14 protein-coding genes are annotated in these 14,336 nt (G+C 48.7%); 13 read left to right on the top strand and 1 reads right to left on the bottom strand.

Going from position 1 to position 14,336, the window contains the following annotated elements; all coding sequences use genetic code 11:
* The 9 genes from J4G02_17795 to J4G02_17755 form a co-directional block, all read left to right on the top strand.
* Positions 1–512, top strand: a 512-nt coding sequence (locus J4G02_17795; protein MCE2396391.1) for a serine/threonine-protein phosphatase, incomplete at its 5' end; no start/stop codon positions are given.
* 98 nt (positions 513–610) lie between these two features.
* Entirely contained in the window at positions 611–1,441 is an 831-nt protein-coding gene (locus tag J4G02_17790; GenBank protein MCE2396390.1) for a DUF58 domain-containing protein, read from the top strand.
* A 962-nt stretch (positions 1,442–2,403) separates the two neighbouring features.
* Entirely contained in the window at positions 2,404–3,213 is an 810-nt protein-coding gene (locus tag J4G02_17785) for a leucine-rich repeat domain-containing protein (GenBank protein ID MCE2396389.1), read from the top strand.
* A gap of 84 nt (positions 3,214–3,297) precedes the next feature.
* The gene (locus J4G02_17780) at positions 3,298–4,383 is read left to right on the top strand and encodes a hypothetical protein (GenBank protein MCE2396388.1); all 1,086 of its coding nucleotides are present in this window, start codon (positions 3,298–3,300) and stop codon (positions 4,381–4,383) included.
* Positions 4,384–4,711: 328 nt separating this feature from the next.
* Complete coding sequence (locus J4G02_17775) at positions 4,712–5,851, top strand: autotransporter outer membrane beta-barrel domain-containing protein (GenBank protein MCE2396387.1); 1,140 nt, start codon at positions 4,712–4,714, stop codon at positions 5,849–5,851.
* On the top strand, positions 5,848–6,978 hold the full coding sequence (locus tag J4G02_17770; GenBank protein MCE2396386.1) for a peptidase M75: 1,131 nt from the start codon (positions 5,848–5,850) through the stop codon (positions 6,976–6,978). Before J4G02_17775 ends, J4G02_17770 begins: the two co-directional genes overlap by 4 nt.
* Before the next feature lie 87 nt (positions 6,979–7,065).
* Positions 7,066–7,575 (top strand): hypothetical protein, encoded by a 510-nt coding sequence (locus tag J4G02_17765; protein MCE2396385.1) that lies wholly within the window; start codon positions 7,066–7,068, stop codon positions 7,573–7,575.
* A 44-nt stretch (positions 7,576–7,619) separates the two neighbouring features.
* A complete protein-coding gene (locus tag J4G02_17760) occupies positions 7,620–8,198 on the top strand; it encodes an NUDIX domain-containing protein (protein ID MCE2396384.1) in 579 nt (192 codons plus the stop codon).
* Positions 8,199–8,202: 4 nt separating this feature from the next.
* Positions 8,203–9,603, top strand: coding sequence for a c-type cytochrome (locus tag J4G02_17755; GenBank protein MCE2396383.1), 1,401 nt, complete (start codon positions 8,203–8,205; stop codon positions 9,601–9,603).
* A 17-nt stretch (positions 9,604–9,620) separates the two neighbouring features.
* On the opposite strand, the gene bfr is transcribed toward J4G02_17755, so the two are convergent.
* On the bottom strand, positions 9,621–10,106 hold the full coding sequence (gene bfr / locus J4G02_17750; protein ID MCE2396382.1) for a bacterioferritin: 486 nt from the start codon (positions 10,104–10,106) through the stop codon (positions 9,621–9,623).
* A 152-nt stretch (positions 10,107–10,258) separates the two neighbouring features.
* On the opposite strand from bfr, the gene J4G02_17745 reads away from it, so the two are divergent.
* The 4 genes from J4G02_17745 to J4G02_17730 form a co-directional block, all read left to right on the top strand.
* Positions 10,259–10,678, top strand: coding sequence for a Rieske (2Fe-2S) protein (locus J4G02_17745; protein ID MCE2396381.1), 420 nt, complete (start codon positions 10,259–10,261; stop codon positions 10,676–10,678).
* Positions 10,675–11,031 carry an antibiotic biosynthesis monooxygenase gene (locus tag J4G02_17740; protein ID MCE2396380.1) on the top strand — a complete coding sequence of 119 codons (357 nt, stop codon included), beginning with the start codon at positions 10,675–10,677 and terminating at the stop codon, positions 11,029–11,031. Before J4G02_17745 ends, J4G02_17740 begins: the two co-directional genes overlap by 4 nt.
* Before the next feature lie 428 nt (positions 11,032–11,459).
* The gene (locus tag J4G02_17735; protein ID MCE2396379.1) at positions 11,460–12,140 is read left to right on the top strand and encodes a PepSY-associated TM helix domain-containing protein; all 681 of its coding nucleotides are present in this window, start codon (positions 11,460–11,462) and stop codon (positions 12,138–12,140) included.
* A 276-nt stretch (positions 12,141–12,416) separates the two neighbouring features.
* The coding region (locus J4G02_17730; GenBank protein MCE2396378.1) for a TonB-dependent receptor at positions 12,417–14,336 on the top strand (1,920 nt) is incomplete at its 3' end.

Here is a 14,336-nt window from a genome sequence, read left to right as displayed (position 1 = left end):
TGCACTCAGAGGTAACACGGAAGGTAGATCTGCCGAGCATGGCGGAAGCACTCAACTCACTGCTCTATGCAAGCAGTACCTCCGGCAAATTTGCAACCTTCTTCTACGCCCAGCTAAACCCCGAAACGGATGAGATAACTTCAGTTAACGCCGGACACAACTACCCACTCGTCATCCGGAGTGCCGGCGGTTGTGACGAACTAGAAAAGGGCGGGGTGATGTTGGGCATGTTTCCTAATGATGTATTAGCTGAAATCTCAGAATATGAGCAGGAGACCACCCAACTTGACAACGGGGATGTCGTGCTATTTTACACCGATGGGGTGACGGAAACCGTAAACCCCGATGGAGAATTGTACGAAGAAGAGCGTCTGGAAGCGATTGCAACACGCGTTAAAGGCGAAAGTGTGGATCAGATATGCCAAGCCATTTATGACGACGTTATCGAATTTCAGGGGGAAGCCGAGCAGTTTGATGACCTGACCCTAATGGTGCTTAAAAAAGTATCATAGCCCAAGTTGGTAGGTATTGAAAATCTATCGTTTTCCCGTAGGGGCGGGGTCACCCCGCCCATCAAGTGCTTGACCTTTCGCTCTAGAGGATAAAATCGATGCAAAATCGAGAAGGGCAGCGTTATCTGGATCCTGCCGCATTGGCAAAAATTGGGAATCTTGAACTCATTGCGAAATTTGTCGTTGAAGGGTTCATCTCAGGGCTCCACAAAAGCCCCTATCACGGTTTCAGCGTCGAGTTCGCACAGTACCGACAATATATGCCCGGCGATGATATCAAACATCTCGACTGGAAAGCCTATGGACGCACCAATCGGTACTACATCAAGCAGTTTGAGGAGGAAACGAACCTCAACTGCTACCTCCTCCTCGACACCAGTGAGTCAATGACCTACGGCTCCGGCGAACTGACGAAGTTGCAATACGCCAGCTACCTTATCGCTTCGATCGCCTATTTCATGGCAAAGCAACGGGATGCCGTCGGATTCGCCTACTTTGACGAAAGCCTCCACGAATACCTACCCGCTCGAAGCTCTCCCGCCCATCTCCACGCCATCCTGCTGACGCTTGAACGGATCCAAACCAATAAACTCACGCAGATGGGGCAACCCATCCACCAGATCGCCGAACGCCTCACCAAGCGCGGATTGGTTATTCTAGTCTCCGACCTCTACGAGGATGATCCCGACACCGTTGTGAAAGCCCTTGAACACCTCCGATATGACGGACATGAGGTGATTGTCTTTCATGTTTTGGACAATCAGGAGTTGGAATTTGCGTTTGACCGCGTGGCGCGTTTCGTGGATGCCGAAACGGACGAGGAGGTCATCGCAACACCGCAGGCGATTCGGCAAAGCTACCTCAGCCATCTGCACGATTTCATCAACCACTACAAGTTGGAATTGAGTCGACACCGCAACCCCCGTTGATTACGCCCTGTCCGCCTATCTTGCCAAGCGGGAGGGGTTGATTTGATAGCCTAGGTTGCGATCTACGGCCTTATCAGAGCAAAAGGGAGGTAGCAACTTTCCATTATCGTAGGTTCCCTTAAACAGTAAAATATGAAAAATGGACAGAGAAGAAATTATTCAGAAATTTAACAACCTAAAAATATGGAAACGAGGGGATACAAGAGCACCTCACAAACCGTTACTAATCCTATATGCAATAGGAAGACTGCGACGCGATAGGAGTCATCTTATTCCATACTCCAAGATTGATGAAGATCTTGGAAAATTACTACAGGAGTTCGGATCTAGACAAACAACCCAAGGAACCGAACACCCGTTTTGGAGGCTCCGAAATGACAAGGTTTGGAAGGTAGTAGATGCCAATCAAACTGCACCAAACCTAGGTAAGAGTCCTAGCAAAAGGAAGCTCCTTGATCACGAAGTTTCTGGAGGTTTCCACGAAGCCATTGTCGAGCAACTTCAAAATGATACAAGACTAGTTTCCGCAATCATTCAGAACCTATTAAATGCCCATTTTCCTTCTTCGATTCATGAGGACATTTTACAGACTGTTGGAATTGAATTTCCTCTCCAGATTTCTCAACAGCAGAAACGCAACATTTCTAGGAAGCAAGGACGAGATTCCAACTTCCGAGCGAATATTCTGAAAGCCTACGAATACAAATGTGCTGTCTGCAGCTTTGTGGTCAATCCTCCCGTTGAGATCACAATTCACCCCAAAAGCAAACCCAAAGTCGCCCGGAAAGCGAGTTTGTCAAAAAACTCAGTTTTCTGTACAATCTCTTTAGGCGATCCGAGATAACAGTGATATCGAAATTGCGTGTACTTGATGAACAGAGTGAATTTCATTAGATCCTATCTGTCTCCGTTGAAATGTCAACAGCGCCTAACGGGCAATTTGCCTAGAGTAGGGGGAAGTCATGTTACACGTCTTGCGTCGTTCAATACTGTTCTTCATGTTACTCGCTCTGGGGATTGCATGGAGTGGTTGCGCGAAAGGGATTACTTCCGTGCAACCGGTTAATATACCGGATGCCAATTTCCGTGCTGCTATTGAGCGCACGCTTGACAAGCCCGCAGGTGCCACAATCACAAACGCTGATATGGGGGCTTTGACGAGTCTTGAAGGGGATGGGGGTAATATTTGTGATTTAACCGGTCTTGAGTTTGCGACTAATCTTAAACATCTGTGCCTCAGTAACAACCAGTTATTGGATCTATCACCACTGGCCGGATTAACTAATTTAGAAATCCTAGAACTTAACCTTAACTATGTATCAGATCTATCGCCCTTGACAGGATTAACCAATCTAGAGATTCTCATACTTGGCTTCAACCGTGTATCAGACCTATCGCCCCTCGCAGAATTAACCAATCTAGAGGCTTTGTCACTTTGCTATAAACCAGTACCCGATCTATCCTCCCTTGAACAACTCGATCTTTACGACTACCGTATATCAGACCTATCGCCCTTAGCGAAATTAACAAATCTGGAATTTTTGATACTTCGCTCCAACCGCATATCTGACCTATCACCATTGGTAGAATTAACAAATCTGAAAACACTGAACCTTTGCGACAACCGCGTCTCGGATCTATCGCCTGTGGTAAAATTAATCAATCTGAAAGAACTGGATGTTCGATCGAACCCACTGAACCCGAAAACAATCATCGATGATGTACCAATCCTCGAAGCCGCAGGTATTTATGTCAGGCATTCGTATCAATAATCCTGTTAACCCGCAAACACAATAAATCGTTATAAATATTCTATAAGATAGATTCTATTTTTCGTCTCACAAGGAGATTTTAATATGATTGATCTAAAGCGGACTTGGGGATTTGTGTTTGGTTTTGTTTCCCTCGTTCTATTAGTTGTCCCCACCGTTGCACAGACTGGCGTTCCCGCTGTTTGCCTGATTGGAGACCATCCGGGTATCCCAGAATCTGACGCGCAGACCGCGGCGCTGTTGGTGTGTGATGAGCTGCGCAAGCAGGGCATATCAGTCACTGATCCTGTTTACGAAGCACCTGCCTCAACGAATGCATATCGTGTTGTTTTACGCCGTTTGGGTGAGAAGATTTTCGTGCGCCTGAGTCAGGAAAAACCCATCGGCACGATTATCGCCGAGCGGCAGCTCACCCTAGCAAATATCGAAGAGATGATCCCAGCAGCACCAAGACTGGTTGACGCACTTGTCCACAACAAGCCGATCGAGGATACGGTCGATATGGAAACCGTCACCGAACAGGAGGCTCGCGAACTCCGGAAGATATCGGGGGAGTCCCTTTGGCATGTAGGAATCTTTGGAACCTTTGTTCCTGGCACGGACATAGCGGCAGAACCCGGCTTTGAGTACGGTTGGTCTTATCAGACCCCATTGTACGCTGTGGGAACCGAGTTCCGAACAAGTGGGCGCGATGCGGTCGAAGGTACCGTGGGAACTGGGATTCAGAATAGTGAACCCGAAGGGTTTTCCTTCCTCGCTTGGTCAATCGGTGGACGTTACTTCTTCAACAAACGGAATATTTCGCCATATGTGGGCGGTGGGCTTGCCATCGTTAATACTAGCCATGAAACGAAAGTAAGGATAAGAGAGCGAAACTGGCCATCATTTGTCGGTGAAGGGGAGGAGTGGTTCGGTTTAATACGCGAGTCACACAATAGCGACTGGGGATATACCTACGATTCAGAAAGTGATACCGGCTTGGGTGCTTATGCCATCGTTGGAATAGAAGCACTGCGCCTCACTCAGAGTCGCTTAAATATTGAACTGCGAGTAGATAGACCACTGTTTAAGCTGCCAAGCCAAGATATAATGCCGATAACATTTGGTATCTCCTTTTCTCGGAATTATGTTCCCGGCGGTTCGGGTTGCCTGTCGGGTTGCCTGTTCTAATTTTAGAATCTGTGTGAATCAGCCTTTCCCTCAACGAGTTATCCCTTCTGCAAATCAGATAAGTTATCTTAGGTCGTTAAATCCACAATTCAGACACTCGGAATCTTTTTTGTCAATAATTTGTAAAAAAAACTTGACAAACGTATTGTAGCAATTTATAATACTACAAAATCAACATGCGAATGAGTCTCAATATCATTCACTAAAGTGGTCAATCGGGCGAAAGATGCCCGTTTTTATTTCAGACTCTATTGAAATTGAGACTCTATATCAATAAATCCGAGGGTTAGAATTGCGAATCTGCTGTTGTGTTATGTTTCTATTTTTGATGGCTCAAGTCGTACCGGCTGAATCCAAACGGTTTAGCGTCTCTGGCTACGGAGTAATCAACTACGCCAACTTCGATTGGCAGACTGATCCAGAGCGACGCGCTCACATTGACGTTGAACGGCTTGTCGTCGCGCCGAAGCTTCAGATTAGTGACACTATCCGTCTTGAATCGGAACTTGAGTTTGAGCACGGTGGGACTGGCACCACAATGGAGTTCGACAAATTCGAGGAGTTTGGCGAATTCGAAACAGAAATCGAAAAAGGCGGCGAGGTCATTGTTGAGAAACTCGCCGCGGTCTTTGAGATTCGTCCAGCACTCAACCTACGGATTGGTCACATCATCGTGCCGGTCGGCTTAACTGCCAAGCGGCATCGTCCCCAAGAATCAAACCTGATTCCAACCATCTGGCATGAAAATGGGATTGAGCTATTCGGCAAAATCGGCGCGCTCAACTATCAGGCACAAATCGTCAACGGCTTGGATTCTACTGGCTTTAGTTCGCGTCGTTGGATTGTCGGCGGTCATCAACTGCGGTTTGAGACCGCCAACGCCGAGGATTTCGCGTTCGTCGGTCGGGTCGATTATCAGATCATAAACGGAGCAGTTCTCGGTATCTCCGGCTACTACGGAGACAGCGCGGACAACCGTCCCAAACCGGACTTCCGGGCTGATGCCCATGTCTCAATTGTTGACCTGCACGGCTTTTACGAGGTCGGCGCGTTAAAAGTTCGCGGGCTGTTTCTATACGGAACACTCGAAAATTCAGAACTTATCTCCAAAACCAATCGAAATCTCTCAAACAACCTGAACGTCAAGCGGACACCCGTTGGTAGCCAAGCTGTCGGAGGATACCTCGAAGTTGGCTACAATGTGCTCACGTTCTTCAAATCATCGTTGAATACGGAGGCAGGGCTCGATCTATTCGCCCGTTATGACAACTACGATACAATGGCTGAGGTTGAGGGGGATATCTTTGATAATCCGCGTTGGGAACGTCAAGCGTGGACATTTGGTCTCAATTATCACCCGCATTCGCAGCTTGTTTTTAAGGGACACTATTCTGCCCGGAGATTGGGCACCGAAGTTGAAAACCAAGAAAACACCTTAATCTCAAATCAAAAAGGAGGAATCTTATGAGATTCAACCAGTATCTCACAAAACTTTTTTGCTGTACCCTATCGGCCCTTCTGGTCCTATCAATTGGCCTCATCGGTTGCAGCCTCACCGGCTGTGGCAGCGACGATGAGGAGGACGGTGATGATATCGCTAGTGCCGGTGGAGAATCCGCGTTTGATGCCAGCACTACCTTGAATGACTTTGCCAACAAAGTCGTGCTCGCCACCTACGCGGATCTGGACAACAGAGCGGGTGACCTGCTGACTGCTGTCAAAGCGTTGGAAGCGGACACCAACCAAGCCAACTTGGAACTGGCACAAACCGCTTGGAAGGCAACGCGGAAGCCGTGGGAACAGAGTGAAGCGTTCCTGTTCGGTCCGGTTGATACACAGGGGCTTGACCCAGCACTTGACAGCTGGCCCGTCAATCGGGTTGACCTTGATGGCGTTCTTGCCAGCGGGCAAGAATTGACCGAAGCGTCCATCGACGCGCTTGAAGATACGCTGAAAGGTTTCCACACTATCGAGTATCTCCTCTTCCGAGAGGGTAATCAGCGAAAAGCTGAGGATATTACCCCCCGTGAACTTGAGTACCTCGTCGCAACGACGGAGAATCTGAAAGCAAAAACGGCGCAGTTGCGTAATGCGTGGGATACGTCAGGCGAAAATTATGCCGGAGAGTTCGCCAACGCCGGCAATTCAAGCACGATTTACAGATCACAGAAAGATGCAATGCAGGAGATGGTCAACGGTATGATTGTCATCGCCGATGAAGTCGCCAACGGTAAGATCTCCGACCCGTTCAATGAGGAGGATACAACCCTTGTCGAGTCGCAGTTCAGTTTCAACTCAATTAGCGACTTCCAAGACAATATCCGCGGTATTCAGAACGTCTACATGGGGAAATTTACCGCAGATGGTCAGGGACTTAATGACTTTGTAAATGGGGTGGATGCCGAACTGGATGCAAGGTTCCAAACCGAAGTCCAGACCGCAATCGACACCATCGGCGCGATTCCAGACCCCTTCCGTGATTCAATCACCGCCCAACGTGCCGCTGTCCAAGCAGCGATTGATGCGGTGAGCACGGTTCAGCAGACACTGGAAAACGATATCTTGAAGTTAGTGTTAGATAGCAATTTCGAGTAATGTAGGTTAGCGCATGACACGGAAACCGGGTTTGTCCAAAAAACTCGGTTTCCTTGCATGATTTATAGAAAAACAAAAGGATCCAAAATGCACATCAGAACAATCACAAGGCTCTTGCTTGTATTGGCTATGGTTACGGGGTTTTCCGCCTGCGACCAGATTCAGCAACTGCTACTATCGGAGACTCCTGAAACAGAGACGCCAATCCCGATAGAAGAACGCGATCACGTTTGGGTGGTTGATCAGAACGGTGTTGAGGTGCCTATACCCGGGACGTGGGTACTCGTCGAACGCACAAACCCAAATTCAACCTATGTCATCGGCGAAAGTTTCACGTTACCGCCAGAGACACCGCACCAGATTTTGCTGTCAGAGGGAACATATATGGACGGTGAAGGCATTCTCTGGACGAGGGTGAATATCACGGTCGATGACGGCACACAGTTCCTGTTGCTTGAGCGTGTGGATACCAGCGTTTCACCGCATCAACTCCACCTTGTTGTTAGGACGGATGAAAGCGGCTTGGCGCTGCTTGAGTATGGCGAGTATCCTTTTGATCTGCCATGGCATGACGTGCAGGTCTGGGAACTGCAATGAGATCAGCGGGGGAACAATTGATATCGAAAAACGACCCCGATAAGATGAAAAACGACCCCGATAAGATCGGGATTCAGAGCAACTTTCCAAACCTGTTTGGAGACACCAGTTGGGGTATTGTAACCTGTAGATTTGAACCTCTCAACGAGATGCCACCCCTCAATTTAATCAGCAATGTCAACCTTGTTCCGTTCAAAGGAGATCGGTGGTTGATGCTCCGCTTACAAACAGGAGAGTGGGAAGTTCCGGGTGGCACGTTGGAACCGGGCGAAAGTTACTCGGAGGCAATAAGCCGTGAGCTAATCGAAGAGGCTGGAGCGCGCCTAATAACCTTTGAACCCCTCGGTGCGTGGCACTGTTTTTCAACTGCCTCGAAGCCCTATCGTCCACATCTGCCACATCCCGAATTTTATCGGCTTGTGGGTTACGGAGCGGTAGAAATCATCGGCAACCCTGAAAATCCTGAAGATGGCGAACAGGTGGCAAGCGTGGAATTCGTTCCGATTGAGGAAGCCGTCCAGCGATTTCGTGACATAAATCGGTTTGAGTTAGCGGAGTTATATCAGTTGGCGGCGACAGTTAGCGAAACCAAAAATGAAAAACAGGGAGAAATTGGCGTTTGAAATCATGAAATCAAATCATTTTTCATGCGTTTTATTATTTATAATCCTACTTTTTACCCTAATCTCCGCCTGTGATTCGGACAACCTGACCGATCCAGAAAAGATGGATGTTTCAGATAAAGGACTTTCAGGCGGGGAGACAACCATTTTTGACGCGACGAGCCACGCGTTTTCGACACCTGCGCCAAACCTTTCAGCAGACGGGCTATCGAAGCACCTCGAAGGCGATGTTGAATTTGAAGCGGTTTTCGTCACGGTTCCGGCGGAAGTCAATCCGGGGCTCGGTCCAGTTTACAATAATATCTCGTGCATCAACTGTCATACGCGAGATGGGCGGGGACGTGCACCGACATCGGGTGAAAAACTCACATCAATGCTTTTCCGCGTGAGTCTCCCGAACCCGGAGGGTGACGGTACACAAGGACCTGTACCTGTTCCCGGTTTCGGCACCCAACTCAATAACCGCGCAATCTTCGGTGTACCTCCGGAGGGCACGGTAACAATCAACTATACTGAGGGTGAATTCACCACAAGCGATGGGACGAAGGTACATCTCCGCACACCGAACTACAAAATCGAAGACACGTATCAACCGTTGCCGGACAACGTTGAAATCTCGCCCCGCGTCGCACCCGTTGTGTTTGGCTTAGGGTTACTCGAAGCGATACCTGAAGCGACTATCCTCGCCTTGGCGGACGAAGATGATCAGGACGGCGATGGGATTTCAGGGAAAGCAAATTACGTCTGGGATGTCCAGAAGAATGGGTTAAGCCTTGGTCGATTCGGGTGGAAGGCGAATCAGCCGACACTGATTCAACAAGTCGCTTCTGCCTACCACGATGACATGGGTATTACAACCTCGCTGTTGCCAAGAGAAAGTTCGGATGGACAACCGCAATACGACGGGCGGGGGGACGACCCAGAACTCAGCGATGAAATTTTGGATGTGGTGACATTTTACGTCCAAACCCTCGCTGTGCCTGCCCGACGCGACCTCGACGACCCGCTTGTGCAACGTGGCGAGGAACTCTTTGAGAGCGCACAGTGTTCTGGTTGCCATATTCCAACATTGGAGACAGGGGCGTTATCGGATGTGCCAGAGGTTTCCAACCAGACGATTCAACCGTTCACCGACCTGCTGTTGCACGACATGGGACCGGGACTGGCAGACAATCGCCCCGATTTCCTAGCGACCGGGTCAGAGTGGCGCACACCGCCGCTGTGGGGTATCGGGTTGGTCAAAGTGGTCAACGGACACACTAATCTCCTCCACGACGGTCGGGCGAGAGGGTTACTGGAGGCAATCCTGTGGCACGGTGGGGAAGCGGCACAATCGCGTAAGGCAGTTCAGGGGATGTCCACAAGCGACAGAGACGCGCTCATCGCTTTTCTGGAGTCGTTATAGCATATATGGAAGCAAGTTTACGCTTCCTCCTCGTCAGAAATAATTTGTTGTGCGAGGTAGTTTTGGATACCCACTTGGTTAATCTGGTCAAGTTGAGCCTCTATCCAGTCAATATGCTCTTCCTCATCTTTGAGGATACGCTCAAGAAGCTCTTCCGAACCAAAGTCCTTGTGGGTATGGGCAAGTTGGATAAATTCATTGAGCCGTTCGACCGCTTCTGTTTCAAGGGCGAGATCGTTTGTCATCATCTCTTCGACATTCGCGCCGATTTTAATTTCAAAATAACGTGCCATGTTCGGCATCGCATTGAGATAGAGTACACGAGCGATAAGTTCTTCAGCATGTTTCATCTCTCCGATGGCATGTTCGCGTATCGCTTGGTGGAGCCGCTCATATCCCCAGTTTTCGCAGATTTCGGAATGGGCGAAATATTGATTGATAGCAGTGAGTTCGGCAGTTAAAACTTCGTTGAGTACTTCGACAATTTCAGGATGTCCGTTCATTATGTTTTTCCTTATATTTGAAACGAGGTAGATTCAATCGAAACCGTACATAATAACGCTGCGAAAGAGTGAAGGGTTGACCCAACACAAAAACTTAGTTTCTCTCGGCAGCTTTGCTCCTGTTTTTGATATGAACCAATTAGAGGAGGCTTATGGCTTTGCAAGTTCAAGAAGCACAACGAAATTCGGGCGTCTCTCGATTCGTAAAAGCAGCCAAGACAGATGAGGTAAGCCCCGGCAACTGCATTAGCGCGAAGTTAGAAGGTAACTTCATCGGTATCCATAACGTCAATGGAAAGTTTTACGCGGTGAACAACATCTGTCCCCATGTCGGTGGAATCTTACACGCGGGCCAGTTAGAAAATGATGTTATCGTTTGCCCAATTCATCAATGGAAGTTTGATGTCAAAACGGGTAAGTGCATTTGGCCCGGAAAATGTGGGATTGCCACCTATCCCGTGAAGGTTGATGGGGAACATATTCTTGTTGATATCAACTCACCCAGCCAGCCAATCCAACAGAACTCTATTCGCGTTTATCACACGAAGACAGAACGGAGGGTAACACCGTGATAACTGTTGCAAACCGAATCTACGTCGCACCCGAATATCAAGAGGCTTTTGAGGAGCGTTTCCGCAATCGCGCTCGACTCATTGACGGGATGCCCGGCTTCATCTCCAATCAAGTGTTGCGTCCGGTCAATGACGATGATCCCTATGTCGTGTTTACGCTATGGGAATCGCGAAAGGACTTTGAAAATTGGGTTGAATCGGAGGAATTCCGCAAGGGACACGCCCAGTCGGGAACGCTGCCCCAAGAAGCGTTTACACAGTCGAACAAACTGGAACTTCACGAGGTATTCCTCGATTCCACTCGTCCCGACCTTGAGGAAGAACCGGAAGGTGGACCGTTCAGGGTACACTAGGGCTTATTGATGGATTTTGTTCGCCCCGTTTGAATCGACAAATCGAAACGGGCAGGAAAGACAGTAAAAATGAAAGATAAATTGATTTTCGTCACATTTATTTGTGGAACACCTGAGCACGTATTCGTTACCGCGGTAGATATTGTGTAATAAAATTGCACATTTGATGATATTGAGACTCATTTTCATCGAACAGGGAATCAAATAACAGAAAAGGCGAACGATAGAAAAAGGGACAGCTCCCAACGGCCAATTGTTAGCTATCTCCCTTATCTCTATCGACTTGATATATTGGGGCTTTTTTTGCGCCCATCGCCCTTTCTGTATTTATTAAGAATAAGCCAATAACTGTGCGATTGTCAAGGAAATTCAGTCCACAGAAAACGGAGGCTCAGGTGCAAGATAACACAAGCTCGCAGCCGACAACTATTGAGAGCAAACAGAAAAAGCAGGACAAGCGTCGTTCACCCTACATCTTTCTTCCAACGACGTGGAGCCGAGGCGCATTTCTCAAATGGTTGCGTCGAACACACGCTTGGCTTGGGTTGTGGGGGACAACGTTGGGCATTCTCTTCGGCACCACCGGAATCTTGCTCAACCATCGGGGAGTCATGAAGATTAACGCCGCTAAAACCGAACGGACAAAGATTGAACTTGCCCTACCAGCAGTTCGACCAGAAAGTGTCGAGGATTTTGCGATGTGGCTTCAAACCGAACTGGATATTGAGAATAAGTGGAGTCGTGCACGTTCAGAACCGTCACAAGAAATTAGTTGGGATGGTCAGTCGGTTGTACAACCTGAAAAATGGCGCGTCAGCTTCAGTAATCCACAACGCACCTATAACGCGGAATATTGGGTTGGCAATAGTTACACCAGTATCACACAATTTGATCGAAATATCTTCGCATTTCTCAATCGTCTGCACATGGCAAGCGGAATGGGTGCTGCATGGATTCTCCTTGCTGATTCGATTGCGGGCAGCTTAATAATTCTCTCTCTTACCGGGATATTGCTCTGGACGCGACTCCACGGGCCCCGTCTGCTTGCTGCGGGGCTCGGTTTTGGATCGCTGACCCTTGCAATCTTTTTTGTTTGGCAAGCTTTCTAACCGATTTACCGGACGGTCATTTTACGGCACACCCTCTGCGATCTATTGAGCCGGCTGTCAGATGACCATAGGCTTTCTCGAATGGGGTAGAGGAAGTTCATTTGATAATTACCCCTAAGTTCTCCATCTTGTTTAGCTAAGGGGCAAGTTGGAGAATTCGTTGTAGCAAGTCATGCGTAACGCTAAAAAATTTGCCTCCCGTTACGCATGACGCGTTACCACGGCAACCAATCGTGGACAAATTGCTAGGACAATTACACGGAAAGGAGACAGTTGATGCAGTTATACAAACCAATCTGGATAGGATTTCTTGTTATCTTCACGGTCAGTGGAATCCAGTTAAGTTTTGCTGTAACAGACCCAGGGGCTGACCTTTTTCAGATGGACGAAGTGGTCGTCACTGGTACAAAAACCGAGCGGCGGTTGAAAGACACACCCGTTATCACGGAGGTCATCACACGCAGTGAGATCGAAGCGACAGGCGCAGAAAACATCGGCGAGGTGCTTGAGCATCGGGTGGGGATCGTTGTCAATCGCGACGCCCACGGCGACGGTGTTCAACTGCAAGGCCTCGATTCAGCTTATATCCTGATTCTGCTTGATGGTGAACCACAGGTCGGTCGAATCGCGGGTAAACTGGATCTCGCACGAATTGCAGTCGAAAATGTGGACCGGATTGAGATTGTTAAAGGTGCGTCGTCCGCGCTCTTTGGGAGTGCTGCCATGGGGGGTGTAATCAACGTTATCACGCGCAAAGCGTCGTCCCCATTTGCTGCCCAATTTACCAACAACTTTGAGACCCACAACACCATCGACAGCCGTAGCACGGTTCAACTGAAACGCGACAAATTCAACGCGTTATTGACCCTTGCTGCAAATCGCCGAAACCCAGTGGATCTAGACGAATCAGACCTCACAACGACCATTGATGGCTATAAGAACTGGACCCACTCCGCGCGAACTGAGTATCAACTGACCTCCAAATCAACCTTGCTGTTTTCGGGGCAATATTTCGCCCAAAAGCAGGAGGGGGTCAGTGAAAATGAGGATGTTGTCTTTGACCGCCTCGGCGATATTGACAACTTCAGCGGAAGCGTCGGTACAAGATATCAACTTGGTACGCGCTCGAAGTTGATGGGCAAAATCTACGCTACACGCTACCACGATGAATCGACAGTTATCGACCGTGATACTTCGCTCACCGCGTCATCAAACGTCACGATCCAAGACTTAATCAAAGGTGAAGCACAATTTGACACCGCTCTCGGATCGAAAAATCAACTGACTGTTGGCGCAGAGCTAATCCTTGAAAACCTTGAATCTCAACGTATCACCGGCGGCGAGAAGGATGTTACAACCGATTCACTGTTTTTCCAAAACGAATTCCGACCGATGGCAAACCTTGCGTTTGTCTTGGGTGGACGGCTCGACTATCACTCCGAATTTGGAACGCACTTCAGTCCAAAGTTGAGTGGGATGTATCGCGTGACCCGTGATGTTACGATTCGCACCTCATACGGTCAGGGCTTTCGTGCACCCGACTTCAAAGACCTTTATCTCGATTTCAGCAATCCAACATCTGGCTATCAGGTGCTTGGAAATCCAGACCTACAACCGGAGTCGTCGGGGAGTTGGAATCTTGGGGTTGAATACCAGTTTAAGTCCTCACTACTCGGACGGGTACACCTATATCGAAACAACCTGCAAAACTTGATCGAAGCGGAGCGGATTGGAACAAGCGTACTTGGCGGGAGTAAATTTCAGTATTTCAATGTCAGCGAGGCATTCACCGAAGGGGTTGAGGTCGAACTTTCGACCCGTTCAATCGGCGGCTTCTCCGCAACAATCGGCTACGCGTATCTCAACGGCGAGGATAAGGAGACAGGTTTGGCACTGCTCAATAGATCGAAGCACAGCGGTAACCTTAAACTTGCCTATGCCAACCAAGACGCGGGTTTCAACGTAGACCTGCGCGGACGTTACGCTAGCAGGTGGGGGTTCTTCGACGATGGCGACAAGGTACTTGAAGATGAGGAGTACGCACCGAGCAACTGGATCTGGAATCTTCGAGGATCAAAGCAGATTCTCAAATGGATCAAAGCCTCCGTCGGTGTCAATAACATTTTCGACTTCAAAATTCCGACCTTTTACACCTTTACCGGGCGGTCATTCTATGGCGGGCTCTCTTTGACTTAC

Source organism: Candidatus Poribacteria bacterium, assembly GCA_021295755.1.
Classification (GTDB): domain Bacteria; phylum Poribacteria; class WGA-4E; order WGA-4E; family PCPOR2b; genus PCPOR2b.
Note: the sequence above shows the minus strand (reverse complement) of the source record. Positions and strands in the feature narration are given on the sequence as shown.

Bases quoted from the DNA above. Each gene is read 5' to 3' on its own strand.
- J4G02_17790 (MCE2396390.1), top strand. From the start codon at position 611: ATGCAAAATCGAGAAGGGCAGCGTTATCTGGATCCTGCCGCATTGGCA.
- J4G02_17785 (MCE2396389.1), top strand. From the start codon at position 2,404: ATGTTACACGTCTTGCGTCGTTCAATACTGTTCTTCATGTTACTCGCT.
- J4G02_17780 (MCE2396388.1), top strand. From the start codon at position 3,298: ATGATTGATCTAAAGCGGACTTGGGGATTTGTGTTTGGTTTTGTTTCC.
- J4G02_17775 (MCE2396387.1), top strand. From the start codon at position 4,712: ATGGCTCAAGTCGTACCGGCTGAATCCAAACGGTTTAGCGTCTCTGGC.
- J4G02_17770 (MCE2396386.1), top strand. From the start codon at position 5,848: ATGAGATTCAACCAGTATCTCACAAAACTTTTTTGCTGTACCCTATCG.
- J4G02_17765 (MCE2396385.1), top strand. From the start codon at position 7,066: ATGCACATCAGAACAATCACAAGGCTCTTGCTTGTATTGGCTATGGTT.
- J4G02_17760 (MCE2396384.1), top strand. From the start codon at position 7,620: ATGAAAAACGACCCCGATAAGATCGGGATTCAGAGCAACTTTCCAAAC.
- J4G02_17755 (MCE2396383.1), top strand. From the start codon at position 8,203: ATGAAATCAAATCATTTTTCATGCGTTTTATTATTTATAATCCTACTT.
- bfr (MCE2396382.1), bottom strand. From the start codon at position 10,106: ATGAACGGACATCCTGAAATTGTCGAAGTACTCAACGAAGTTTTAACT.
- J4G02_17745 (MCE2396381.1), top strand. From the start codon at position 10,259: ATGGCTTTGCAAGTTCAAGAAGCACAACGAAATTCGGGCGTCTCTCGA.